This window comes from Xanthomonas protegens, assembly GCF_038442435.1.
In the GTDB taxonomy this organism is placed as follows: Bacteria; Pseudomonadota; Gammaproteobacteria; order Xanthomonadales; family Xanthomonadaceae; genus Xanthomonas_A; species Xanthomonas_A sontii.
In genome coordinates this window covers 458,375-480,845 of the sequence record NZ_JAQJCQ010000001.1, presented here as the reverse complement: position 1 = coordinate 480,845, position 22,471 = coordinate 458,375, and the positions used below count along the sequence as shown (strand labels likewise).

At 69.9% G+C, this 22,471-nt stretch carries 23 protein-coding genes and 1 other RNA gene; 12 read left to right on the top strand and 12 right to left on the bottom strand.

All coding sequences use genetic code 11. The annotated features are described in order from the left end of the window. The first annotated feature begins 7 nt into the window (after positions 1-7). The 5 genes from PIQ37_RS02095 (at position 8) to PIQ37_RS02075 (ending at position 6,208) form a co-directional block, all read left to right on the top strand. The gene (locus tag PIQ37_RS02095; RefSeq protein WP_342072414.1) at positions 8-1,510 is read left to right on the top strand and encodes an efflux transporter outer membrane subunit; all 1,503 of its coding nucleotides are present in this window, start codon (positions 8-10) and stop codon (positions 1,508-1,510) included. A gap of 174 nt (positions 1,511-1,684) precedes the next feature. Continuing rightward, positions 1,685-2,827, top strand: a complete 1,143-nt coding sequence (locus tag PIQ37_RS02090; RefSeq protein WP_342072163.1) for an ABC transporter ATP-binding protein — start codon at positions 1,685-1,687, stop codon at positions 2,825-2,827. Then, on the top strand, positions 2,824-3,786 hold the full coding sequence (locus PIQ37_RS02085; protein ID WP_152236417.1) for an ABC transporter permease subunit: 963 nt from the start codon (positions 2,824-2,826) through the stop codon (positions 3,784-3,786). Before PIQ37_RS02090 ends, PIQ37_RS02085 begins: the two co-directional genes overlap by 4 nt. After that, complete coding sequence (locus PIQ37_RS02080) at positions 3,783-4,634, top strand: ABC transporter permease subunit (RefSeq protein WP_048489875.1); 852 nt, start codon at positions 3,783-3,785, stop codon at positions 4,632-4,634. The genes PIQ37_RS02085 and PIQ37_RS02080 overlap by 4 nt, the downstream gene beginning before the upstream one ends. Before the next feature lie 209 nt (positions 4,635-4,843). Next, complete coding sequence (locus PIQ37_RS02075; protein WP_342072162.1) at positions 4,844-6,208, top strand: NAD-dependent succinate-semialdehyde dehydrogenase; 1,365 nt, start codon at positions 4,844-4,846, stop codon at positions 6,206-6,208. Positions 6,209-6,350: 142 nt separating this feature from the next. Here PIQ37_RS02075 and PIQ37_RS02070 read toward each other — a convergent pair whose 3' ends face one another. The 10 genes from PIQ37_RS02070 to PIQ37_RS02025 all read right to left on the bottom strand — a co-directional run bounded on the left by PIQ37_RS02070 (position 6,351) and on the right by PIQ37_RS02025 (position 14,542). Next, positions 6,351-7,346 (bottom strand): magnesium and cobalt transport protein CorA, encoded by a 996-nt coding sequence (locus PIQ37_RS02070; RefSeq protein WP_342072161.1) that lies wholly within the window; start codon positions 7,344-7,346, stop codon positions 6,351-6,353. 49 nt (positions 7,347-7,395) lie between these two features. After that, on the bottom strand, positions 7,396-8,667 hold the full coding sequence (locus PIQ37_RS02065; protein ID WP_342072413.1) for a lipoprotein N-acyltransferase Lnb domain-containing protein: 1,272 nt from the start codon (positions 8,665-8,667) through the stop codon (positions 7,396-7,398). Between the two features lie 20 nt (positions 8,668-8,687). After that, positions 8,688-9,569, bottom strand: a complete 882-nt coding sequence (locus PIQ37_RS02060) for an HlyC/CorC family transporter (RefSeq protein WP_267101400.1) — start codon at positions 9,567-9,569, stop codon at positions 8,688-8,690. 111 nt (positions 9,570-9,680) lie between these two features. Further along, a complete protein-coding gene (locus tag PIQ37_RS02055; protein WP_342072160.1) occupies positions 9,681-10,283 on the bottom strand; it encodes a hypothetical protein in 603 nt (200 codons plus the stop codon). Between the two features lie 219 nt (positions 10,284-10,502). Beyond that, positions 10,503-10,997 carry a hypothetical protein gene (locus tag PIQ37_RS02050; RefSeq protein WP_342072159.1) on the bottom strand — a complete coding sequence of 165 codons (495 nt, stop codon included), beginning with the start codon at positions 10,995-10,997 and terminating at the stop codon, positions 10,503-10,505. Between the two features lie 53 nt (positions 10,998-11,050). Next, entirely contained in the window at positions 11,051-11,536 is a 486-nt protein-coding gene (gene ybeY / locus PIQ37_RS02045) for an rRNA maturation RNase YbeY (protein WP_342072158.1), read from the bottom strand. A 195-nt stretch (positions 11,537-11,731) separates the two neighbouring features. Further along, on the bottom strand, positions 11,732-12,298 hold the full coding sequence (locus PIQ37_RS02040; RefSeq protein WP_342072157.1) for a hypothetical protein: 567 nt from the start codon (positions 12,296-12,298) through the stop codon (positions 11,732-11,734). Next, a complete protein-coding gene (locus PIQ37_RS02035) occupies positions 12,295-13,281 on the bottom strand; it encodes a PhoH family protein (RefSeq protein WP_342072156.1) in 987 nt (328 codons plus the stop codon). Before PIQ37_RS02035 ends, PIQ37_RS02040 begins: the two co-directional genes overlap by 4 nt. 350 nt (positions 13,282-13,631) lie before the next feature. Continuing rightward, on the bottom strand, positions 13,632-14,048 hold the full coding sequence (locus PIQ37_RS02030; protein ID WP_242160833.1) for an ACT domain-containing protein: 417 nt from the start codon (positions 14,046-14,048) through the stop codon (positions 13,632-13,634). Continuing rightward, positions 14,045-14,542 carry an OsmC family protein gene (locus PIQ37_RS02025; protein ID WP_342072155.1) on the bottom strand — a complete coding sequence of 166 codons (498 nt, stop codon included), beginning with the start codon at positions 14,540-14,542 and terminating at the stop codon, positions 14,045-14,047. The genes PIQ37_RS02030 and PIQ37_RS02025 overlap by 4 nt, the downstream gene beginning before the upstream one ends. Before the next feature lie 71 nt (positions 14,543-14,613). Between PIQ37_RS02025 and PIQ37_RS02020 the strand changes: the two genes are divergently transcribed. Continuing rightward, positions 14,614-15,276 carry an ArsR/SmtB family transcription factor gene (locus tag PIQ37_RS02020; protein WP_342072154.1) on the top strand — a complete coding sequence of 221 codons (663 nt, stop codon included), beginning with the start codon at positions 14,614-14,616 and terminating at the stop codon, positions 15,274-15,276. A gap of 17 nt (positions 15,277-15,293) precedes the next feature. Here PIQ37_RS02020 and miaB read toward each other — a convergent pair whose 3' ends face one another. Beyond that, positions 15,294-16,718 (bottom strand): tRNA (N6-isopentenyl adenosine(37)-C2)-methylthiotransferase MiaB, encoded by a 1,425-nt coding sequence (gene miaB, locus PIQ37_RS02015; RefSeq protein ID WP_342072153.1) that lies wholly within the window; start codon positions 16,716-16,718, stop codon positions 15,294-15,296. 132 nt (positions 16,719-16,850) lie between these two features. Here miaB and PIQ37_RS02010 point away from each other — a divergent pair. Next, positions 16,851-16,925: non-coding RNA, sX9 sRNA (locus tag PIQ37_RS02010), on the top strand. 4 nt (positions 16,926-16,929) lie between these two features. Here the strand turns inward: PIQ37_RS02010 and PIQ37_RS02005 are convergent. Next, on the bottom strand, positions 16,930-17,547 hold the full coding sequence (locus PIQ37_RS02005; protein ID WP_342072152.1) for a glutathione S-transferase family protein: 618 nt from the start codon (positions 17,545-17,547) through the stop codon (positions 16,930-16,932). 76 nt (positions 17,548-17,623) lie between these two features. Between PIQ37_RS02005 and PIQ37_RS02000 the strand changes: the two genes are divergently transcribed. From PIQ37_RS02000 to PIQ37_RS01980, 5 genes are all read left to right on the top strand, one after another. Next, entirely contained in the window at positions 17,624-18,622 is a 999-nt protein-coding gene (locus PIQ37_RS02000) for a helix-turn-helix transcriptional regulator (RefSeq protein WP_342072151.1), read from the top strand. Between the two features lie 66 nt (positions 18,623-18,688). Then, positions 18,689-19,645: a lytic transglycosylase domain-containing protein gene (locus PIQ37_RS01995; RefSeq protein ID WP_342072150.1), complete on the top strand. Its 957-nt coding sequence runs from the start codon at positions 18,689-18,691 to the stop codon at positions 19,643-19,645. 146 nt (positions 19,646-19,791) lie between these two features. After that, positions 19,792-20,421, top strand: a complete 630-nt coding sequence (petA, locus tag PIQ37_RS01990) for a ubiquinol-cytochrome c reductase iron-sulfur subunit (protein WP_026143542.1) — start codon at positions 19,792-19,794, stop codon at positions 20,419-20,421. Between the two features lie 3 nt (positions 20,422-20,424). Beyond that, the gene (locus tag PIQ37_RS01985; protein WP_342072149.1) at positions 20,425-21,687 is read left to right on the top strand and encodes a cytochrome b; all 1,263 of its coding nucleotides are present in this window, start codon (positions 20,425-20,427) and stop codon (positions 21,685-21,687) included. After that, positions 21,680-22,426 carry a cytochrome c1 gene (locus PIQ37_RS01980; RefSeq protein ID WP_317845003.1) on the top strand — a complete coding sequence of 249 codons (747 nt, stop codon included), beginning with the start codon at positions 21,680-21,682 and terminating at the stop codon, positions 22,424-22,426. Before PIQ37_RS01985 ends, PIQ37_RS01980 begins: the two co-directional genes overlap by 8 nt. Positions 22,427-22,471: the final 45 nt, after the last annotated feature.

The following is a 22,471-nucleotide window of genomic DNA, read 5'->3' as shown; positions in this document are numbered from 1 at the left end:
CATGGCCCTGCGTCTCTCCCGCGTTCTCGTCGCCGCCGCGCTGCCCTCGCTGCTGTCGGCCTGCATGCTCGGCCCGGACTACGTGAAGCCGCCGCCGGTGGCCGAGGCGGCGCTGGCGCAGCCGCGGCTGCACCGCGCCGATGCCACGGCCGCCGCCGCCGGCGTGGTGCCGGCACCGCCGCCGCAGCGCTGGTGGGACACCCTGCAGGATCCGCAATTGACCATGCTGGTCGAGCAGGCGCTGCAGCACAGCCCGAACCTGCGCGTGGCGCAGGCGCGCCTGCGCGCCTCGCGCGCGCTGGTCGACCAGCGCCACGCCGAGCAGTTGCCCAGCGTCGGGGCGACGGCCGCCTATCTCAACGCGCGCGCGCCGGATGCGCTGACCGACCGCCTGGGCAGCATCGCCGCCGGCACCGGCCAGCCGGTGGAGATCGATCCGCGCGCCCAGCTCTACAGCGTCGGCATCGATGCCAGCTGGGAACTGGATTTCTTCGGCCGCCGCCGCCGCGCCAGCGAAGGCGCACTGGCCGATGCCCAGGCCGACGAGGCCGACCTTGCCGACACCCAGGTGCAGATCGCCGCCGAAGTGGGGCAGGCCTACCTGGGCTACCGCAGCACGCGTGCGCGCATGGCCGTGGCCCAGCGCAACCTGGAGGCTGCCCGGCAGACCCTGCAGTTGACCCGGCAGCGCCGCGAGCGCGGCGCCGACGCCGACCTGCAGGTGGAACGCGCGCAGGCGCAACTCCAGCAACAGGAAGCGGTGCTGCCGGACCTGCAGGCGCAGGCGCAGGTGGCGCTGGACCAGTTGGCGCTGATGATCGGCCGCGAGCCCGGCGCGCTCGATGCCGAACTGGCCGCCGACCGGCCGTTGCCGACGCTGCCGGCGACGGTGCCGGTGGACGATGCCGGCGCGCTGATCCGCCGGCGCCCGGACGTGCGCCGCGCCGAGCGCCAGCTGGCCGCCTCGTCGGCGAAGATCGGCGAAGCGCTGACCGCGTACTTCCCGCAGGTCACGCTGCTGGGCAACATCGGCATGGCCGCGACCTCGCCGGGCGATCTCGGCCGCGATGCCGTCAACAGCGTGGTGGCGCCGTTCCTGCGCTGGTCGATCTTCGATTTCGGCGGCACCCGCGCCAAGGTCGAGCAGGCCCGCGCCGGCAACGCCGCGCGGCTGGCCGCCTACGAAGGCACGGTGCTGGCCGCGCTGCAGGACGCCAACGGCGCGCTGGCGCGGTTCGGCGCTGCGCGCCAGCAGGCGCTGGCCGCGGACAAGGCCGCCGCCTCGGCCGATCGTTCCGCAGCGTTGCTGCAACAACGCTATGCCGCCGGCGCCTCGTCGCTGATCGATGCGCTGGACGTGCAGCGCCAGCAGGCCTCGGCCCAGGACAGTGCGCTGCAGGCGCATACCCAGGTGCTGCTGCGCTACGTGGCCTTGCAGAAGAGCCTGGGACTGGGCTGGGCGGCGCCGGAGGCGCCGGCGTCCGCGCCAGCGCCAGCCACGGCGCAGTAAGCGCGTGCTGCTTTGACGAATCCCCAATCCCGACTCCCGAATCCCGCGCCGCCGCGCGGCGTGGCCGCCGCGGTATCGCCGACGCGGCGCCCACGGCTACACTGAGGCTCACCGCGCCGCGGTCGCCGCCGCAGCGGCGCTCCGCACGACGGCGTGCTTCACGGGGAATCACCGATGGCGTTGAGCGAAGCGAGAACCGACCATCTGCCGGCACCGCCGCCGGCCAAGGGTGCCGGCTATGTGTCCATCGCCGGCCTGCGCAAGGAGTTCGACGGGTTCGTCGCGCTGGACGACATCGACCTGGATATCGGCCAGGGCGAGATCTTCGCGCTGCTGGGCGGTTCCGGCAGCGGCAAGTCGACGCTGCTGCGCTGCCTGGGTGGATTCGAGCAGCCCAGCCGCGGCCGCATCGTGCTCGACGGCCAGCCGCTGGATGGGCTGCCGCCGTACCAGCGCCCGCTCAACATGATGTTCCAGTCCTATGCGCTGTTCCCGCACATGAGCGTGGAGCAGAACATCGCCTTCGGGCTGAAGCAGGACGGCCTGTCGCGCAGCGCCATCGCCAGCCGCGTCGGCGAGATGCTGGAGCTGGTACGGCTGGGCACGCTCGGCAAGCGCAAGCCGCACCAGCTCTCCGGCGGCCAGCAGCAGCGCGTGGCGCTGGCGCGCTCGCTGGCCAAGCGGCCGAAACTGCTGCTGCTGGACGAGCCGATGGGCGCGCTGGACAAGAAGCTGCGCTCGCAGATGCAACTGGAACTGGTCTCGATCATCGAGACCTCGGGGGTGACCTGCGTGATGGTCACCCACGACCAGGAGGAGGCGATGACCATGGCCACGCGCATCGCGCTGATGGAGCATGGCCGCATCCGCCAGGTCGGCACGCCGGGCGACATCTACGAGTCGCCGAACAGCCGTTTCGTCGCCGAGTTCATCGGCTCGGTGAACATGTTCGAGGGCCGCATCGGCGAAGACCACCCCGATCACGTGACCGTGCTCTGCCCACAGTTCCCGGTGCCGATCTACATCAGCCACGGCATCACCGGCGTGGAAGGGCAGGAGGTGGCGTTCGCGGTGCGTCCGGAAAAGGTCTGGATCACCAAGGGCGAACCCGAGCAGACCTACAACAAGGCGCCTGGCACCATCGAGGACATCGCCTATTTCGGCAGCCACTCGATCTTCCACGTGCGCCTGCCCAGCGGCATCCGCGTGCAGTCCAACTTCGCCAACCAGAAGCGCTGGGACAGCGAAGGCATGACCTGGGGCGACACGGTATGGGTGTCGTGGGACGACAACGACGGCGTGGTGCTGACCGCATGAGCGCGCCCGTCGTCCCGGTGCCGCCGCAACCGACGCCGCGGCTGCGCCTGCAGCAGCGGTTGCGCCTGGGCTCGCTGCCGGCGCTGCGCTGGCTGGTGATCGCCGCGCCGTACCTGTGGCTGCTGCTGTTCTTCGCGATCCCGTTCCTGATCGTGCTGCGCATCTCCTTCGCCGAACAGGCGATCCGCAGCCCGCCGTACAGCGAACTGCTGCAGGTCCGCGACGGCGTGCTGACGCTGAAGCTGACCCTGCAGAACTACCTGGCGCTGCTGCGCGACCACCAGTACATCGAGGCCTACTGGGGGTCGATCAAGATCGCCGGCATCTCCACCGCGCTGACCCTGCTGATCGGCTACCCGATGGCCTACGCGATCGCGCGGCTGTCGCCGTCGGCGCGCAACATCGCGATGATGCTGGTGGTGCTGCCGTCGTGGACCTCGTTCCTGATTCGCGTCTATGCCTGGATCGGCATCCTCGACAGCAACGGCGTGCTCAACCGGGCGCTGCTGGCGCTGGGCCTGATCGATGCGCCGCTGCACATCCTCTACACCCCGGTCGCCGCCTACATCGGCATCGTCTACTGCTACCTGCCGTTCATGGTGCTGCCGCTGTACGCGACCCTGGTCAAGCTCGACCAGCGCCTGCTCGAGGCCGCCTACGATCTCGGCGCGCCACCGTGGAAGGCGTTCCTGACCGTGACCCTGCCGCTGTCGCGGCCGGGCATCGTCGCCGGCTGCATGCTGGTGATGATCCCGGCGGTGGGCGAGTTCGTGATTCCGGAGATGCTCGGCGGCCCGGACACGCTGATGATCGGCCGGGTGCTGTGGGGCGAATTCTTCAACAACCGCGACTGGCCGACCGCCTCGGCGGTGGCGATCGCGATGCTGGCATTGCTGATGGTGCCGATCCTGATCTTCAACCGTTACCAGCAGCGCCAGCTCGAAGGCGGGCAGGCATGAGCGGCGCGCGCGGCGGCATGGGCACGGTGTTGCGCTGGACGGTGCTGGGCGCCGGCTTCGCCTTCCTGTACCTGCCGATCCTGCTGTTGATGGTGTATTCGTTCAACGCCTCCAAGCTGGCGACGGTGTGGGCCGGCTTCTCCACCAAGTGGTACGGCGAACTGCTGCGCGACCGGCAGATCCTGCAGGCGGCGTGGATCAGCCTGAAGGTGGCGTTCTGGACCGCCACCGCGTCGATGGTGCTCGGCACGCTGGCGGCGATGGCGATGACCCGCTTCCGCCGCTTTCCCAGCAAGAGCCTGTTCGGCGCGCTGGTGACCGCGCCGCTGGTGATGCCGGAGGTGATCATCGGCCTGTCGATCATGATGATGCTGGTATCGATGGGCGGCGTGCTCGGCATCCCGCCCAAGGGCGTGATGGCGATCTGGGCCGCGCATGTCACCTTCACCCTGTCCTTCGTCACCGTGGTGGTGTCCTCGCGCCTGCAGGAACTGGACCGCTCGCTGGAAGAAGCGGCGATGGACCTGGGCGCCAACCGGCTCAAGGTGTTCTTCCTGATCACCGTGCCGATCATCGCCCCGGCGCTGGTGTCGGGCTGGCTGCTGGCGTTCACCCTGTCGCTGGACGATGTGGTAATCGCCAACTTCGTCGCCGGCCCGGATTCGACCACGCTGCCGATGACCGTCTTCTCCTCGGTGCGCATGGGCCTGAAGCCCAAGATCAACGCACTGGCCACGCTGATGGTGCTGGCGGTGTCGATCGCCGCCGTCGTCGGCTGGTGGCTGATGGCGCGCAGCGAGAAGCGCCGCCAGCGCGATATCCAGCTTGCCCAGCAGCAAGCGGGCTAGGGCGTTGCGTTGCTCCACGTAGGAGCGGCTTCAGCCGCGACCAAGCAGTGTCGGATGAGGCCAGGTCGCGGCTGATCCCGAAAAGGGGACAAGCACCGCGCCTACCAGGCTCGCGGAACACTGTGAGCCATCGCATTCGACAGCATCGCCACGTCGCCGCAACGTCCACAGCGCTAGGCTGATCGCACATTTTTCCAGGAGTCCGCGCGATGCCTTACGACACCGTCAATCCGGCCAACGGCCAGGTCGAATACAGTCTCGAGCTGATGGATGCCGCCGCCGTCGAACAGCGCCTGGCCGCTGCGGCGCAGGCGTTCCCAGGCTGGGCGGCGACGCCGCTGGAGCAGCGCGGCGCGCTGGTGCGCAAGGTCGGTGCGCAGCTGCGCGAGCAGCGCGACGCGATCCAGCGGGTGATGACCGCGGAAATGGGCAAGCTGCGCAAGGAGGCCCTGGCCGAACTCGACAAGTGCGCCGCCGCCTGCGACTACTACGCCGAGCATGCGGCCGATTACCTGCGCGAGCAGGCGGTGGCCACCGATGCGCAGCGCAGCTACGTGCGCTACGAACCGCTGGGCTGCGTGCTGGCGGTGATGCCGTGGAACTTCCCGATCTGGCAGGTGTTCCGCTTCCTGGCGCCGGCGCTGATGGCCGGCAACGTCGCCCTGCTCAAGCACGCCAGCAACGTGCCGCGCTGCGCCGACGCGATCCGCAAGGTGCTGGCCGACGCCGGCGTGCCGGACGGGGTGTTCGACGTGCTGCACATCGACAACGACCAGGCCGCCGAGGTGCTGCGCGATGCACGCGTGGCTGCAGTCACGCTCACCGGCAGCGAGCGTGCCGGCCGCTCCATCGCCGCCAATGCCGGTGGGCAGCTGAAGAAGTGCGTGATGGAACTGGGCGGCAGCGACGCCTTCGTGGTGCTGGACGACGCCGACCTCGACGCCACCGTGGCCGCGGCGGTGAAGTCCCGCTTCGACAACGCCGGGCAGACCTGTATCGCGGCCAAGCGTTTCGTGGTGGTGGAGGCGATCGCCGACGAATTCGTGCGCCGCTTCGTCGCCGCCGCCGCCGAGCGCCGCCTCGGCGACCCGCAGGACGAGGCGACCACGCTGGCGCCGATGGCGCGCCAGGACCTGCGCGACGAACTGCACAAGCAGGTGCAGACCAGCATCGCCAAGGGCGCGAAGCCGCTGCTTGGGTGCGAACCCGAGCGCGGCAGCCACGCCGGCTATCCGGCGTCGATCCTCGACCACGTGGCGCCGGGGATGCCGGCCTACGACGAAGAACTGTTCGGCCCGGTTGCCGCAATTCTGCGCGTGGCCGACGAAGCAGAGGCGGTGCGCGTGGCCAACGACACCACCTTCGGCCTCGGCGGCAGCGTCTGGACCACCGACCCTGCCCGTGGCGAGCGCGTGGCCTGCCAACTGCAGTGCGGCGCCGCCTTCGTCAACGCCATCGTCAAGAGCGACGTGCGCCTGCCGTTCGGCGGCATCAAGCGCTCCGGCTTCGGCCGCGAACTGGCCGAACACGGCATCCATGAGTTCATGAACATCAAGTCGGTGTATGTTGGGTGAGGCGGGGATTCGGGAGTGGGGATTGGGGATTCGCAACTGCGGATCCCCTCCGCTGATGCATCCCGTGCAACCCGGGCTTTAAACCATCAGACGCAGCGCGCCGCTTCAACGAATCCCCACTCTCCAATCTCCAATCCCGGCTTCACAGCCACCTCGCCCGCTTGAACGCCACATACAGCGCCACGCACACCGCGGCGACGCCGCCGACCATCAGCGGGTAGGCCCAGGGCCATTCCAATTCCGGCATCTGCTTGAAGTTCATGCCGTACCAACTGGTGATCAGGGTCGGGGCGGCAAGCAGGGCGGCCCAGGCGCCGAGGCGCTTGACCGTCTCGCCCTGGGCCAGGGTGACCAGCGACAGGTTCACGCTCAGCGCGGTGCCCAGCATCTCGCGCAGAGTGTCGATGGCGTCGTTGGTGCGCACCGCATGGTCGAGCACGTCGCGCACGTACAGGCGCACTTCCTCGGCGATCAGCGGGCCGGGGTGGCGCTTGAGGTGCGCCAGCACGTCCTGCAGCGGTGCCACCGCCAGGCGCATCTGGTTGAGTTCGCGCTTGAGTTCGTACAGACGGATGGCGGTGTCGCGGCGGTACGACTCGGCGAAGATGTCGGCCTCCAGCCGCTCCAGGCTCTGCCGAAAGGCGTCGAGGATCGGCTGGTAGTTGTCCACCACATAGTCCAGCACCGCGTAGAGCGCGTAGGACGGGCCGAGTTTCATCAGCGAGGCCTCGCGTTCCAGCCGCTCGCGCACCGGCGCGTAGGGCAGCGAGGCGCCGTGGCGCACGGTCAGCAGGAAGCGCGCGCCGAGAAAGGCGTGGGTTTCGCCGTAGACGATGCGTTCGTCGATCACCTGCGCGGTGTGCACCGCCAGGAACAGCGAATTGCCGAAGGCCTCGACTTTCGGTCGCTGGTGCGCCTTGCGGGTGTCCTCGATCGCCAGTTCGTGCAGCTGGAATTCTTCCTTGAGCTGCTGCAGCACGGCGTCGCCGGGTTCGTACATGCCGACCCAGACGAAGCCATCGTCGTGGCCGGCCAGCACATCGCTGATCTGCTCCAGGGCGATGTCGTGGCGGCGGCCATGGCCGTCGTAGTGCACGCAGTTGATGACGCAGGCGGGATTGGCGATCGCGGAGGCCATGGCAGGATCGTGTTCGGCGGAGGCGCGCGTGGCGAGTGGCGCGACGGTATCAGGGCTGCGGGCGAGGGCGGGTGAGCGCCCAGGCCAGCGCCGCGTGCACCGGCAGCAGCAATGCGATCCATTGCAGGTTGAACTGCGGCTGCAGCATCGACAGCCAGTGGATCAGCAGTGCGGCGCCGGCCAGCGCCACCACCAGCCACAGCAGCACGTCGAACCAGCGCCCGGGGCGGCGCCCGCGCAGCACCGCAAAGCCGCCGACCAGCAGCGGCAGGCACAGCGGATCCAGCAGCAACAGGTTGCGGTTGCCCCAGGCGGCACGATGTTCGCTGAAGCCCCACAGGTACAGCAGGACCGCGCCGCCGAGCGCGCACAGCAGCCAGAACGGCAGCGCCAGCGCGGCCAGCCAGCGCGGGCGGCGGCCCAGCGTCAGCACCCCGGCCGCCGCGACCAGCCCCACCAGCAGCCACGGCCACCAGTGCCGCAGCTGTTCCGGCGGTTCCGGCGGCAGCCGCTGCGGCAGCAACTGCTGGCGCGCCTGCACCAGCGGGCGGCCTTCGCTGTTGCGCACCTCGCTCAGGCTCTCGGCCAGGCGCATCGGCACGAACGCCTCTTCCCAGCGCGACAGCGGCTTGTCCGCGTACGGGCCCAGGCCCAGGTCGAAGCCCAGCCACATCCACGGTGCCGGCGAGGCCAGGCGCACCGATTCGCTGCGGTAGGTGTTGCCGCGCGAGCGGCCGGACAGCTGCGCATGCAGCGCGCCGCCCATGGCCCGGTCCAGCGCGTCGCGGACCATCGTGGCGCAGTTGGCGGTGTAGTAGTCGTAGCGGTAGCGCGCGTTTTCCGGGCGCGCGCGCCAGGCCAGCGCCTGCTGCAGCGCACGCGCCTGCGCGGGCGCCAGGTCCAGCCACTGGATATCCACGCCGCGGCCGGCCTCGCGGTACTGCTCCATATCCTCCTGCAGCGGCAGCGCGACCAGGTAGTAGCGCATGTCGCCGGCGGCGAAGCGGCCGACGAAGCCCGGTTCGCTGGGGTCGAAGAAACCGAAGTTGTACGAGGTGGCCTGGCCCGTGCGCGGGTCGAGCACCACGATGGCGTCGTGGCCGAAGCGCTCGAAGAACACTTCGCCGGGCTGCATCGTCGCCACGCCGATGCGCGGCGCGGGGTCGCTGGCGCCGGCGGCGGTGGTCGCAGCCGCGTCGGGCGCTGCGGGCGCCGCTGCGGCCAGCGGCGGCGGTGCCGCCGGATCCGCAGGCGCGGCCTGCGCAAAGGCCAGCCCGGTCCACAGGGCCAGCAGCATTCCCAGCCAGCAGGCCGCGCGCATGCGCGGCACGCGGTGCGTGCTCAAGCGCCGTCCTGCGCGGGAGGCGGCAGGATGGTGACGTGGAAGGCCTGCACCCGGCGCGCGTCGGCCCGCGCCACGCGGAACGCGAACCGCCCAAGGGTCAGTTCCTCGCCGGTCTCGGGCAGGTGCCCGATCGCCTCGGTGACCAGCCCGCCGACGGTGTCGTAGTCGTCGTCCGGGAAGTCGGCGCCGAAGCGCTCGTTGAAATCCTCGATCGGGGTCAGCGCATCCACCACGTACTGGCCGTCGGCCTGCGCCGCGATCAGCGAGGCCTCGTCCTCGGCGTCGTCGTGCTCGTCGTCGATGTCGCCGACGATCTGCTCCAGCACGTCCTCGATGGTCACCAGCCCGGCCACGCCGCCGTACTCGTCGACCACGATCGCCATGTGGTTGCGCGAGAGCCGGAACTCCTTGAGCAGCACGTTGAGCTTCTTCGACTCGGGAATCAGCACCGCCGGACGCAGCAGTTCGCGCACCGTGCCGGGACCGTGGTCGGCGACCACGCCGCGCAGCAGGTCCTTGGCCAGCAGGATGCCGAGGATGTCGTCCTTGTTCTCGCCATGCACCGGGAAGCGCGAGTGGCCGGATTCGACCACCTGCTTCATCAGGTCGAGGAAGCGCGACTCCACCGGCAGCGACACCATCTGCGCGCGCGAGACCATCACGTCGCCGACGGTGAGTTCGGAGACCGACAGCGCGCCCTCCATCATGCGCAGCGTGTCGGCGGCGATCAGGCCATCGTGCTGCGCGTCGCGCAGCACCTCGACCAGATCGTCGCGGGTGTGCGGGTCGCCGGAGAACACCGAGGTCAGGCGTTCCAGCCAGCCGCGACGTTTTTCGTGGGATTCCGGGGAGGTACTACTCGGTCCGTCTTCTGACATGTTCTGTGGGTAGGCGCCCGGTCGAACGGGCGGTAACCGCAAGTCTAGCAGGGCGGTCGCGACAGCATCGCGACGTCGGCGGCCGGTACCGTTCGGCCCCCCGGCGCGGGTTCAGCCGCCCTTGGCCGGCGTGTGCAGCGCGTCCGGTGCCGGTGCCGCGCCCGGCTCCTCGGGCAGGTCCAGGCTGTAGCTGCAGCCGGCCAGGGTCTTGCCGGGGTGCGATTTCACCGTGGACACGCTGAGGATGATCGACTCGATCATCGGCTCGCCGGTCTTGGGATCGTGCACGTCGCGGCTGAGCACTTCGCGGCCGAACATGGCCTTCTCCGGGGTGTCCACCGCCGCTTCCAGATTCAGGCGCTTGGCCAGCGGCCGCGGGTCGGGCAGGTCCAGGATCGCCATCACGCTGGCGCCGGAGAAGGCGATGCGCTCGCTGCTGTAGCCGAACACCTGGATCGGCCGGGTCAGCGCGTACTCGGTCATGAACAGGTTGGACTGCGGCAGCGGTCGCCAGCCGTGCGCGACCGCCTTCAGCGGATCGGCCAGCAGCGGCGCCAGCGCGGTGAAGTCGGCCACGTGCTGGCGGCATTCCAGCAGGGCCGGCAGGTCGATGGCCGGATCAGTCGCAGCAGCGGCGGAAGGCGCAGCAGGTGCGGCGAGCGCCGCGGGGACGACGCAGGCGAGCGCGAGTAGGACGAGCGAGGGACGGATCAACGCACGGAACCTCGAAGCAGAACGGGGCTGCGGCGATCGCCGCGCGGCCACGTTACCGCCGGTGCCCGCGCTTGACCAGCGCGGGACGACACGGGGTCGGGACGCTGCTGTGGTCGCGCCTTTGCGAGGGTGTTGCCGCGGCGTCGCAACGGCGCTTTTGTCCACTCCAGATGGGCAGCGTGCGGCTGGTATTGGCGAAGGCAGGACGGACGAGCCCGATTACCTGGCCGAGGAATTCGGTTCGGATACGTTGGTGGAGCGCCGCGCCTGCCGCAGCCAATGCCAGGCGTTGGGCAGGGTCAGCAACCCGGCGGCCAGAAACAGCAGGGACAGCGCAAGCAGTGTGTTGTTCGCATCGACGTGCCGGCGCAGGCCGGACAGGCACAGCCAGGCCGCGAATGCCAGGGGGCACAGCAGAGCCACGCGTCCGGCGCGCACCGGGATGCGGACTGGTGCGGCGACTGTGCGGTGCCGGCGCCGGTAGAGCCAGCGCCAGGCGCTGGGCGTGGTCGCCAGCACCAACAGGGTCAACAGGCCCAATGCCGCCTGGGTGGACGTGGGCAGGCCGCCGCTGCCGCCGAACGCGGGCGCTGGCCGGATCAGGCCTAGGTAGACGTGGCAGCACAGGCCGATCGCCCAGACCAGGGCCGCGAGGCCTTGCCAGTGCTGGGCTGCGCGTGTCTGTCGGGATTGCGGGGCGGTGGTGGCATCCATGCGTGGCGATCTCCTGCGGAATGCCGCCAGCGTGCCGCGTCCGCGGCGCCGGATCAACGTTCGCCGGCGTAGGGGTCGGACACGCCGAGGTCGGCCAGGATCTCGCGCTCCAGTTGCTCCATCGCCTCGGCTTCCTTGTCGTCCTCGTGGTCCCAGCCGAGCAGGTGCAGCACGCCGTGCACGGTCAGGTGCGCGTAGTGCGCGCTGAGCGGCTTGTCCTGTTCGGCGGCTTCGCGCGCCACCACCGGTGCGCAGATCACCAGGTCGCCGAGCAGCGGCAGCTTCACGCCCTTCGGCAGCCCCTCCGGCAATTCGGCCGGGAAGCTGAGCACGTTGGTGGCGTAGTCCTTGCCGCGGTAGTGCAGGTTGAGGGCGCGGCCTTCGCGGTCGTCGACCAGGCGGATCGCCAGATCGGCCTCGCGGATGCGGCCCTTCAGTGCCGCGGCGACCCACTTGCGGAAGCTCGGCGCCGCCGGCAGCCCGGCGCGGGGCAGGGCGTAGCTGACGCCGACATCGAGGCGGACGGGACCTTTGGTCATGGCGGAACGGCCGGGTGCAGCGGTGGGGGCCACAGTATCGCGCTAACGCACGCTCAGGGCGACGCCCAGTCGCCGGCGTCGTAGGCGATCTCGATCACAGCGGCGTTGCCTGTGGTGCGATCGATGCCGGCGTCCGCGGCGGAGTTGCGGCCGTCGCACGCCTTGCCCTGCCGCGGCAGGTGCGCTAAGGCAGGTTCAAGTCACGCATGCGACCAGGAACAGCAGCGGGGGTTTTTCGTCGTCGATGCGGTAGGCCAGGCTGCCCATCGGGCCTCGCTGGCACTGCGGATTGTCGCGTCGAATTTCTACCGCTGCGGCGAAGCGCCCCGACGCGGGCAGCCACACCGCGGCCTGGCCGTGTTCGAGCAGTTGGCCTACGAGGTAGAGGCTGTCCGCCGGCACCTTTGCGTAGGCCAGCGCGTTGCAGCCGAAGCGGTCGCGCGTCGCGCCGGTGGCTTCGGCCGCATCGAGCAGCGCCTGCGCCCGGGTGCCGGCGATCCAGGCCAGGCGTTGCGCTTCGTTGCCGCGCGGCGCAGTCGGCGAAGTGCGGGCGATCGCCGCGGCGCGCTCGAGCACATCGCGCGGCAGGCCGATGACGGCGCTGTCCTGCAGGATCGACACGCACGGCGCGGTCAGCGATTGCGCCAGGGCGACGCGTTGCGGCGCCGGGTCCTGCGCTGGCGTCCGCTCGGGCGTGTGGCCGCCGGCACTGCCGGCCACGCCGAGCAGCGTTCCCAGCAGCGCCGGCCAGGTGCGGATCACGACGACGGGCCGCTGGCGCGGTCGACGACGTCGCGCTTCTCGTAGGCGTTGACGATGCGCGCCACCAGCGGATGCCGGACCACGTCGCGCGCCTCGAAGAAGGTGAAGCTGACCCCGTCCACCTCGTGCAGCACCTCGATGGCATCGCGTAGGCCGGACTTGACGTGCTTGGGCAGGTCGATCTGGGTCAGGTCGCCGGTGACCACGGCGGTGCTGCCGAAGCCGAGGCGGGTCAGGAACATCTTCATCTGTTCGATGGTGGTGTTCTGCGCTTCGTCCAGGATCACGTAGGCGTCGTTGAGGGTGCGTCCGCGCATGTACGCCAGCGGCGCGATCTCGATGACGTTCTTCTCCAGCAGCTTGACCACCTTCTCCACGCCCAGCATCTCGTACAGCGCGTCGTACAGCGGGCGCAGGTAGGGGTCGACCTTCTGGCTGAGGTCGCCGGGCAGAAAGCCGAGCTTCTCGCCGGCCTCCACCGCCGGGCGCACCAGGATCAGCCGCTGCACCCGCGATTCGTTCAGCGCTTCCACCGCGCTGGCCACGGCCAGGAAGGTCTTGCCGGTGCCGGCCGGGCCGATGCCGAAGTTGATGTCGTGGGTGGCGATCTGGTGCAGGTACTTTGCCTGGTTGGCGCCGCGGCCGCGCACCGTGCCACGCTTGACCTTGATCGCCACCTCCTGCGGTTGGTAGGCGCGCTGCGCCACCTGGTCGACATTGGACTGGTTGAGCCGCAGGTGGATTTCCTGGTCGTCGAAGACGACGTGGTCGGCCTCGGCGTACAGCGCCTGCAGCAGCCGCTCCGCCGCGGCCACCGCCTGCTCCGGCCCGGTCACCCGGTACACGTTGCCACGGTTGGAGATCTCCACGCCCAGGCGCAGTTCGATCTGCCGCAGGTGCGCATCGAACGGACCGGCCAGGTTGGCCAGGCGCTCGGTGTCGGCGGGATCCAGGGTGAAGTCGCGTTGCGCAGGGGTGGTCATGGCGGGCGCACGCCGCCAGCGGCAGCGTCGAAAACAAGGGGCGCAAAGGGTAGCGCGCAGCGCGTAGCCGGGCCAGTGAAGGGCGCGCGGCGACGGCGTCGGCGCGTGCACGCCGACGCGATCGACTGCGCCCTGCGGGCCTGTGAGTGCCGCCGCGACCCGCACGACGCGGCGATGGCAACGTTGTCCACAACGGATGTGGATCGATTGTCCAAAAGCCTGTGGACAACCGTGCGAACGCCTTGCCACGCAAGGCGCTGCCCTGTGGTGGCGAAAAAAACCGCAGCGATCCGGCCGGCGCCTCGCGCGTGGCCGCGGCGCGCGTGCGGTTCGGAAGGTCGCGGCGGGCCTTATCGCTGCGCACCGTCGCGGCGTGCGGCGCGTTCCTGCATCCACGCGTCCGCGATCGCCCGTGCGCCGGCAAGATCGTCCACCACCAGCACCAGCTGACCGTGGTGATCGCTGTACTGCACGGCGATGTCGATGCCGGCGGCGCCCAATAGGCCAGTCAGCAGGCCGAGTTGTCCCGGCGTTTGCTGGTCCAGGCGCAGCAGCACCGCGGGGCGCTCGGCGGCGACGCGGATACCGTGCGCCTGCAGCGCGTCGCGCACCGGCGCGGCAGCATCGAACAGGAAGTGCGCGACCGCATGGCCCTCCACGCGCCATGCGCCGCCGCCTTCGATGCTGATGCCGGCCGCGCCCAGTGCCTGGGCCATCGCCGCCAGTGCGCCGGGGCGATCGTCGAGATGGATCTCCACATCCTTCATCGCAGCGCCTCCGCCGGCGCCTCGCCGTGCACGACCGTCGCCTCGCAGCGCACCGCCACCGCGCAGCTGTTGGCGATGAAGCACTGCGCGTGCGCCTGTGCGTGCAGCGCGTGCGCGCGGGTCGCATCGCTGTCCGCGGCAATGGTCACCCGCGGCGCCAGCGCCACCTCGCGGAAGCGTCCGCCCCGGCCGGGATGCAGCTCCAGCCAGCCCTGCGCCTGGTCGTCGTAGGCCAACACCCGGATGCCGGCATGTGCGCACAGCGCCAGGTAGGTGAGCATGTGGCAGGCGGCGAGGGCGCCGACGAACAGGTCTTCCGGATTGTGCAGCGCCGGGTCGCCACGGAACGCGGGATCGGCGCTGCCGGGCAGTCGCGGCTTGCCGGGAACCTGCAGGGTGTAGTCGCGGCCGTAGCCGGCGTAGTCGGCGGTGCCGCCGCCGCGGTTGCCGGTCCAGTGCAGCTGCGAAGCGTAGTGGTGGAGCGTGTCGGTCATGGTGCCTGCCTCGTGTGGGAGCAGGCACGGTAGGCGCCAGCGTGGCGCCATGCTTCGTCTAGAATCGAAGCATGAGCGAAGCCACGCCGCTGTCCCGTGTCGCCTTCCTGCTGGGCGACGCCGCGCGCAGCCGCATGCTGGCGGCGTTGATGGGCGGGCAGGCGCGCACCGCCACGGAACTGGCCCTGGATGGTGGGGTGGCGCCGTCCACCGCCAGCCGGCATCTGACGCAACTGGTCGAGGCCGGCCTGCTCGCCGTGGTGCGCCAAGGCCGGCACCGCTATTTCCGCGTGGCCGATGCGCAGGTCGCCGCGGCAGTCGAGGCGATGATGGGACTGGCGCCGCCGCCGACGCGGCGGGTCGGCCCGGCGGATCCCGGCCTGCGCCGGGCGCGGGTGTGCTACGACCACCTTGCCGGCGAATTGGCGATCCGCTGGCGCCAACAGATGGAAGCGCGTGGGCATCTGCTGTGCAGCGACGGCATGGTCCTGAGCGCATCCGGTGCCGCCTGGTGCGCGGCGATCGGCATCGACGTGGCGGCGCTGCGTGCGTCGCGGCGGCCAGTGTGCCGGCCGTGCCTGGACTGGAGCGAGCGCCGCGATCATGTGGCCGGTGCGCTGGGCAGTGCCTTGCTCCGGTATCTCCTCGACACCGGCCTGGCCCGGCGCGTGCCGGATTCGCGGGTGGTGCAGATCGGTCCGCGCGGCGAGCGCTTCCTCAGCGCGCTCGACTAGCGCGCGCCCGGCGCCGCTCAGGCCGCGGCGTCGTCCTCGGCCAGGTGCAGGCGGCCGCGCAGCGAATTGCTCAGCGCCTCGGTGATCGTCACCTCGACGAACTGGCCGATCAGGCGCGGATGGCCGGGGAAGTTCACCGAGCGCATGTTCTCGGTCTTGCCGGTCAGTTCGGCCGGGTTCTTCTTCGACGGCCCTTCCACCAGCACGGTCTGCACGCTGCCGATCATGCTCTGCGAGATCTGCTGCGCATGCGCGTTGATGTGCGCCTGCAGCCGCGCCAGCCGCGCATGCTTGACCGCCTCGGGGATGTCGTCTTCCAGATCGGCGGCGGGCGTGCCCGGGCGCCGCGAATAGATGAAGGAGAAGCTCTGGTCGAAGCCCACGTCCTCGATCAGCTTCATGGTCTTGTCGAAGTCGGCATCGGTCTCGCCGGGGAAGCCGACGATGAAGTCCGAGCTGATCGAGATGTCCGGCCGCACCGCGCGCAGCTTGCGGATCTTCTGCTTGAACTCCAGCGCGGTGTAGCCGCGCTTCATCGCGCTGAGGATGCGGTCGCTGCCGGCCTGCACCGGCAGGTGCAGGTAGTTCGCCAACTGCGGCACGTCGCGGTAGGCCTCCACCAGCGAGTCGCTGAACTCCAGCGGATGCGAGGTGGTGAAGCGGATGCGGCCGATGCCTTCGATCTGCGCGATGCTGCGGATCAGCAGGCCCAGGTCGGCATGCTGCGCTTCCTCGCCGGCCTCGGCGTCGGCGTAGGGGCCGCGGTAGGCGTTGACGTTCTGGCCGAGCAGGTTGATCTCGCGCACGCCCTGCGCGGCCAGTTGCGCCACTTCCACCAGCACGTCCTCGAACGGCCGGCTGATCTCCTCGCCGCGGGTGTAGGGCACCACGCAGAACGAGCAGTACTTGGAGCAGCCTTCCATGATCGACACGAAGGCCGACGGGCCTTCGGCGCGCGGCTCCGGCAGGCGGTCGAACTTCTCGACTTCGGGGAAGCTGATGTCCACCTGCGACTTGCCCGATTCGCGCCGCGCGCGGATCAGTTCCGGCAGCCGGTGCAGGGTCTGTGGGCCGAACACCAGGTCCACGTAGGGCGCGCGCTTGACGATGGCCTCGCCTTCCTGCGACGCCACGCAGCCGCCGACGCCGATGATCACCGGCTTGCCGCCGGCCTTCAGCGCCTTCCAGCGGCCGAGCTGGCTGAACACCTTCTCCTGCGCCTTCTCGCGGATCGAGCAGGTGTTGACCAGGACCACGTCCGCTTCTTCGGGGTTGTCGGTCAGCTCCAGGCCCTCGGATGCGGCGAGCACGTCGGCCATCTTGGCCGAGTCGTACTCGTTCATCTGGCAACCGTGGGTCTTGATGTACAGCTTGCCGCGCACCGGCGCGGGTGCGGCGGCGGGGCCGGCGGAGGGCAGGGGATGCAGGACGGTCCCGGGCATGGCGCTTAATCCAGGCGGGTGGAAAGGAAGCCGGTTAGTTTACTCGTGCCGGCGCGCGGGCGCAGGTCTAAGCGTGGCCGACAAAACCACTGGGCAGCCGCCAGGCGGGCGCGGACGGTGCCCGGAGTCCTCAGTACCACACGTTCACTGCGGTTCCTCCGCGCCGTCCGTACTCACCTGGCGACCGCGCGCGACGTTGTGTCAGCCACTCTTAGCTCGCTGCGGCATCCACCGCCAGCGCGCGCTGCACCGCTGGCCGCTCGGCCATCCGCGCGGCGTAGGCGCGGGTCGGCGCCGGCGAATCGAGCAGGCCGAACTGCAGCATCCAGCCCAGCGCGCTGCCCCACAGCACGTCGGCGGCGCTGCAGCGCGCGCCGAGCAGGTAGTCGCCGCGCGCCAGTTGCGCGTCCACCACCGCCAGCACGGTGTCGCAGTCGGCATAGGGCGACATCGCCCGCGGCGGCGGTTCGCGCTTGAGCGCGCGGTCGACCAGCGCCGGTTCGAAGCAGGCGCCGTAGAACGCCAGCCAGCGCAGATAGGGGCCGCGCAGCGGGTCGCCGATCGGTGGCGCCAGCCCGGCTTCGGGATACAGGTCGGCCAGGTAGGGGTAGATCGCGCCCTGCTCGGTGACCACCGCGCCGGCGTGCACGATCGCCGGCACCTTGCCCATCGGGTTGATCGCCAGGTACGCCGGCGCCAGTTGCGCCTGCCGATCGAAGTCGATGCGTTCGATGGCGTAGTCGGCGCCCAGCTCCTCGAGCAGGATCAGCACGCCGCGCGAGCGCGATTGCGGATTGTGGAACAGGGTGATGTGGCGGTCGGCGGTCATGGGCGGCTCCTGGCGGATCGGTACGGACAGCCTAGGCCCCATTGCGGACAGATTCTGTCCGCAATAGCGTGTCCCGATGTCCTCGCCCGCCGCCCGCCTGCTGCGCCTGATCGCTCTGCTGCAGACCCGCCGGCTGTGGTCCGGCGCCGAGTTGGCCGCGCGGCTGGGCGTGGACCGGCGCAGCCTGCGCCGCGACGTGGAGCGGCTGCGTGCGCTGGGCTATGCGGTGGAGGCGGCGGCCGGGGTGGGCGGCGGTTACCGGCTGGCCGCCGGCGCGCAGATGCTGCCGCTGCTGTTCGAGGAGGACGAGGCGGTGGCGGTCGCGGTGGCGCTGCGCGCCGCCTGCGCCAGCATGGCCGGCCTGGAGGACACCGCGGTGCGGGTATTGGCCAAGCTCGAGCCGCTGCTGCCGGCGCGGGTGCGCCAGCGCGCCGAGGCCTTGCAGGGCGCGACACTGGCGCTGGGCCAGGACCCGCTGCGGCCGGACACGCGGGTGCTGATCGGCGTCGCCAGCGCCTGCCGGGACCGGCGCCTGCTCGGTTTCGCCTACCGCGACCACGGCGGCCGCGCCAGCCAACGCCTGGTCGAACCCTTGCGCCTGGTCAACGCCGGCCGCCGCTGGTACCTGCTGGCCTGGGACCGCGACCGTGCCGACTGGCGCACCTTCCGCGCCGAGCGCATCGTGCCGCCCTTGCAGCTTGGGGCGGCGGTGGCGTTGCGCCTGCCGCCGCAGGACGCGGCGGCCATGGTCGACGCGGCGATCCGCTACAGCCCGCAGGCGCTGGGCTACGCCGTCAGCGTGCGGCTGCGCGGCAGTGCCGCCGAGCTGGGGGCGCGTATTCCGCTATGGTGCGGCACCCTGCAGGACGAGGCCGACGGCCATTGCCGGCTGTCGCTGCTGGCCGATGCGGTGCCGTGGCTGGCGGCGCAGTTGCTGACCATCGGCGTGCCGTTCGCCGACCTGGAGGCCACGCCCGAGGTGCGGACGGCGTTGCGCGCGGTGCTGAACGCGTTGCTGGAACAGGTGCCGGCGCCCGTGCCTGCGGAACAGGTGCCTGGACCTGCCTCCGCCTAGGTCGCCATGCCGTCCTGGGGTGGCGCGCACTTGGCAAGCGTCGGGGAAGTTGGGACACTCGCCGCCATGAAGGGGATGCTGTGGCTCCTGGGGCTGGGACTCGCCACGTTGACGGCTGCGCCGGCCAGCGCCGGCACCCTGTACAAGTGCACCGGCAGCGACGGCGTGCCCAGCTACGGCAGCAAGCGCGTGTCCGGCGCCAACTGCAGCGTGATCGGCCGCTACACCCCCGATCGCCGCGCCGCGCGGACCGCCCCGGCGCCTGCGCCGGCCAAGGCCGGCACCGAGCGGCCGCCCAGCCGCGGCGTCATCGCCACCGCCGGCACCGTGGCGCCCGCCACCGTGATCAGCGCGCCGGTCGCCGCCCCGGCCCCGGTGACCGCCAACGCCGTGCCCAACCGGGTGGCGCCGGTGCCGCCCGGCAGCAGCGGCGCACCGCGGCGCCTGGTCAGCGGCCAGCTGTATTCGTACATGAAGGACGGCGTGCGCCACTACACCAGTGCGCGTCCGACCCAGGTCGCCAATCTCGGTGCGGTGCGCACGATCCGCTACAGCTTCATGGAAACCTGCTACGCCTGCGCCAACCCGGGGGTCAACTTCGGTGCGGTGCGCCTGAACACCACCGCCTACCAGAGCGAGATCGCCGCCGCCGCGCGCGAGTACGGCGTCGACGAAGCGGTGGTGCGCGCCATCATCCACGCCGAGTCCGCCTACAACCCGACGGCGCTCAGCCGCGCCGGCGCGCAGGGGCTGATGCAGTTGATGCCGCCGACCGCACGCCGCTTCGGTGTCAGCGATTCGTTTGATGCAGCGCAAAACATTCGCGGCGGCGTGCAGTACCTGGCGTGGCTGCTGAAGCGCTTCAACGGCAATCTCAGCCTGGCCGCGGCCGGCTACAACGCCGGCGAAGGCGCGGTAGACAAACACGGCGGGGTGCCGCCGTACAGCGAGACCCAACGCTACGTGCAACGGGTCGGCGTGCTCGCCGAGCGCTACCGCGGCGTGCTGGCGACCGCGCATTGAGCCATCGCCGCGGCCCGGCAGGAGGCGTTGCGCGTCCATTGTCGGCGCGTTAAGGGTTCCGCTACACTGCAGTGGATTCAGTGCGGCTCGACCCCCACCGAGCTGCTGGCAGCCTCACGCTACCCAATCACAGATCGGAGTGCCGGATGGCCAACGATGGGGTCAACGATTCTGTAAATGTAGGACGCCGCCGCTTTCTCACCGCCACCACGTCCGTCGTGGGCGCGGTCGGTGCGGGGTTCGTCGCGGTTCCTTTCATCAAGTCCTGGAATCCGAGCGCAAAGGCCAAGCTGGCCGGCGCGCCGGTCACCGCCGACATCAGTGCGCTGCAGGAAGGCCAACGCCTGATCCTGGAATGGCGCGGCCAGCCGATCTGGATCGTCAAGCGCTCCAAGGCGATGCTCGATGCGTTGCCGTCGCTGGACAGCCGGCTCAAGGATCCGGAGTCCACCAACAAGGACCAGCAGCCGGACTACGTGCTGAAGAATCCGGAGTACCGCTCGATCAAGCCCGACGTCTCGGTGCTGGTCGGTCTGTGCACCCATCTGGGCTGCTCGCCGGAAATGGTCGCCGAGATCCGCCCCGAACCCTACGACCCCGACTGGAAGGGCGGCTACTTCTGCCCCTGCCACAAGTCGCGCTTCGACATGTCCGGCCGCGTGTTCCAGGGCGTGCCGGCGCCGATCAACCTGCTGGTGCCGCCGCACCACTACCAGGACGACAACACGCTGGTGATCGGCGTGGACCCGAGCGCGTCCGCGAAGGGAGGGGCGTAAGTCATGGCCGACAACATCCTCACCCGCACCGCGGGCAACGTGTTCGACTGGGTCAACGAGCGCGCCCCCGGGCTGATGCCGTTCTACCGCAAGCACGTCACCGAGTACTACGCGCCGAAGAACTTCAACCTCTGGTACTACTTCGGCTCGCTGGCGATGGTGGTGCTGGTCAACCAGATCGTCACCGGCATCTTCCTGACGATGCACTACAAGACCAGCGCGGCCGAGGCGTTCAACTCGGTCGAGTACATCATGCGCGACGTCGAGTGGGGCTGGCTGATCCGCTACATGCACTCCACTGGCGCCTCGCTGTTCTTCATCGTGGTGTACCTGCACATGTTCCGCGGGCTGATGTACGGCAGCTACAAGAAGCCGCGCGAGCTGGTGTGGATCCTGGGCATGCTGATCTACCTGGTGCTGATGGCCGAAGCCTTCATGGGCTACGTGCTGCCCTGGGGGCAGATGTCGTTCTGGGGCGCCAAGGTGATCATCTCGCTGTTCGGCGCGATCCCGGTGATCGGCAACGGCCTGACCGAGTGGATCATGGGCGACTACCTGCCGTCCGATGCCACCCTCAACCGCTTCTTCGCCCTGCACGTGATCGCCCTGCCGCTGGTGCTGCTGTTGCTGGTGGTGCTGCACCTGGGCGCGCTGCACGAGGTCGGTTCCAACAATCCCGACGGCGTGGACATCAAGAAGGGGCCCAAGGGCAATCGCTGGAGCCCGATCAAGCCGGCCGACGGCATCCCGTTCCATCCGTACTACACGGTCAAGGATCTGGTCGGCGTCGGTTTCCTGCTGATGATCGGCGCCTTCATCATCTTCTTCGCGCCCGGCTTCGGCGGCCTGTTCCTGGAGCACGACAACTTCACCGAGGCCAACCGCCTGGTGACGCCGGAGCACATCAAGCCGGTCTGGTACTACACCCCGTACTACGCGATGTTGCGGGTGGTGCCGAACAAGCTCGGCGGCGTGCTGGTGATGTTCTCGGCCATCGCGATCCTGTTCCTGGTGCCGTGGCTGGATCGCGCCAAGGTCAAGTCGATCCGCTACCGCGGCTGGATCTCGCGGGTGATGCTGGGGATGCTTGCGGTGTGCTTCGTCTGGCTCGGCGTGATCGGTTCCGGCCCGGGCACCGAGATCATCGAGACCTACATCGGCCGCGTGCTGACCGTGCTGTATTTCGCCTTCTTCCTGACGATGCCGATATGGACCTCGCTGGATCGAACCAAGCCGGTGCCGGAGCGGGTGAGCAGCCATGACTAAGCGCCTGATCGCTGTGCTCGCCGGCGTCGCGTCGGCGCTGCTGCTGTCCGCCTCGGCCATGGCCGCCGAGGGTGCCGCTACCCTGCAGGCCGGCAACGACCTGGGCGACCGCGCCTCGCTGCAGCGCGGCGCCAAGCTGTTCATGAACTACTGTTCCGGCTGCCATTCGCTGAAGTACCTGCGCTACCAGCGCATGGCCGAGGATCTGGGCCTGAGCGAGGACGAGGTGATGCACAACCTCAACTTCACCGGCGCCAAGATCGGCGAACACATCGAGACGGCGATGCCGCACGATGCGGCGACCAAGTGGTTCGGCAAGGCGCCGCCGGACCTGAGCCTGATCGCCCGCGTGCGCGGCACCGACTGGGTCTACACCTACCTCAAGTCGTTCTATCTCGACCAGTCGCGGCCGTTGGGCTGGAACAACAAGCTGTTCGCCAACGCCTCCATGCCCAATCCGCTGTGGGATCTGCAGGGCCTGCAACAGCCGGTCTACGGCAAGGCCGAGCAGCCGGGCGTGGACAAGCCGGTGGAGCGGCTGCAACTGGCCACGCCGGGCAAGCAGAGCCCGGTCGAGTTCGACCAGACGGTGCGCGACATCAGCAATTTCCTCGAATACGCCGGCGAGCCGGCGGCGCTGAAGCGGCAGAGCCTGGGCGTGTGGGTGGTGCTGTTCCTGGCGCTGCTGACCTTCCTGGCCTATCTGCTGAAGAAGGAATACTGGAAGGACGTGCATTGAGCGGCGGCCGTTTCGGCCGCGTCCCGGCTGCACCGTTGCTGATCC

Bases quoted from the DNA above. Each gene is read 5' to 3' on its own strand.
- PIQ37_RS01985 (WP_342072149.1), top strand. From the start codon at position 20,425: ATGGCCGACAACATCCTCACCCGCACCGCGGGCAACGTGTTCGACTGG.
- PIQ37_RS02085 (WP_152236417.1), top strand. From the start codon at position 2,824: ATGAGCGCGCCCGTCGTCCCGGTGCCGCCGCAACCGACGCCGCGGCTG.
- PIQ37_RS02005 (WP_342072152.1), bottom strand. From the start codon at position 17,547: ATGACCGCCGACCGCCACATCACCCTGTTCCACAATCCGCAATCGCGC.
- PIQ37_RS02030 (WP_242160833.1), bottom strand. From the start codon at position 14,048: ATGAAGGATGTGGAGATCCATCTCGACGATCGCCCCGGCGCACTGGCG.
- PIQ37_RS02070 (WP_342072161.1), bottom strand. From the start codon at position 7,346: ATGGCCTCCGCGATCGCCAATCCCGCCTGCGTCATCAACTGCGTGCAC.
- PIQ37_RS02080 (WP_048489875.1), top strand. From the start codon at position 3,783: ATGAGCGGCGCGCGCGGCGGCATGGGCACGGTGTTGCGCTGGACGGTG.
- PIQ37_RS02020 (WP_342072154.1), top strand. From the start codon at position 14,614: ATGAGCGAAGCCACGCCGCTGTCCCGTGTCGCCTTCCTGCTGGGCGAC.
- PIQ37_RS02050 (WP_342072159.1), bottom strand. From the start codon at position 10,997: ATGGATGCCACCACCGCCCCGCAATCCCGACAGACACGCGCAGCCCAG.
- PIQ37_RS01995 (WP_342072150.1), top strand. From the start codon at position 18,689: ATGAAGGGGATGCTGTGGCTCCTGGGGCTGGGACTCGCCACGTTGACG.
- PIQ37_RS02090 (WP_342072163.1), top strand. From the start codon at position 1,685: ATGGCGTTGAGCGAAGCGAGAACCGACCATCTGCCGGCACCGCCGCCG.
- PIQ37_RS02065 (WP_342072413.1), bottom strand. From the start codon at position 8,667: ATGCGCGCGGCCTGCTGGCTGGGAATGCTGCTGGCCCTGTGGACCGGG.
- PIQ37_RS01980 (WP_317845003.1), top strand. From the start codon at position 21,680: ATGACTAAGCGCCTGATCGCTGTGCTCGCCGGCGTCGCGTCGGCGCTG.
- PIQ37_RS02075 (WP_342072162.1), top strand. From the start codon at position 4,844: ATGCCTTACGACACCGTCAATCCGGCCAACGGCCAGGTCGAATACAGT.
- petA (WP_026143542.1), top strand. From the start codon at position 19,792: ATGGCCAACGATGGGGTCAACGATTCTGTAAATGTAGGACGCCGCCGC.
- ybeY (WP_342072158.1), bottom strand. From the start codon at position 11,536: ATGACCAAAGGTCCCGTCCGCCTCGATGTCGGCGTCAGCTACGCCCTG.
- PIQ37_RS02035 (WP_342072156.1), bottom strand. From the start codon at position 13,281: ATGACCACCCCTGCGCAACGCGACTTCACCCTGGATCCCGCCGACACC.
- PIQ37_RS02060 (WP_267101400.1), bottom strand. From the start codon at position 9,569: ATGTCAGAAGACGGACCGAGTAGTACCTCCCCGGAATCCCACGAAAAA.
- PIQ37_RS02000 (WP_342072151.1), top strand. From the start codon at position 17,624: ATGTCCTCGCCCGCCGCCCGCCTGCTGCGCCTGATCGCTCTGCTGCAG.
- PIQ37_RS02025 (WP_342072155.1), bottom strand. From the start codon at position 14,542: ATGACCGACACGCTCCACCACTACGCTTCGCAGCTGCACTGGACCGGC.
- miaB (WP_342072153.1), bottom strand. From the start codon at position 16,718: ATGCCCGGGACCGTCCTGCATCCCCTGCCCTCCGCCGGCCCCGCCGCC.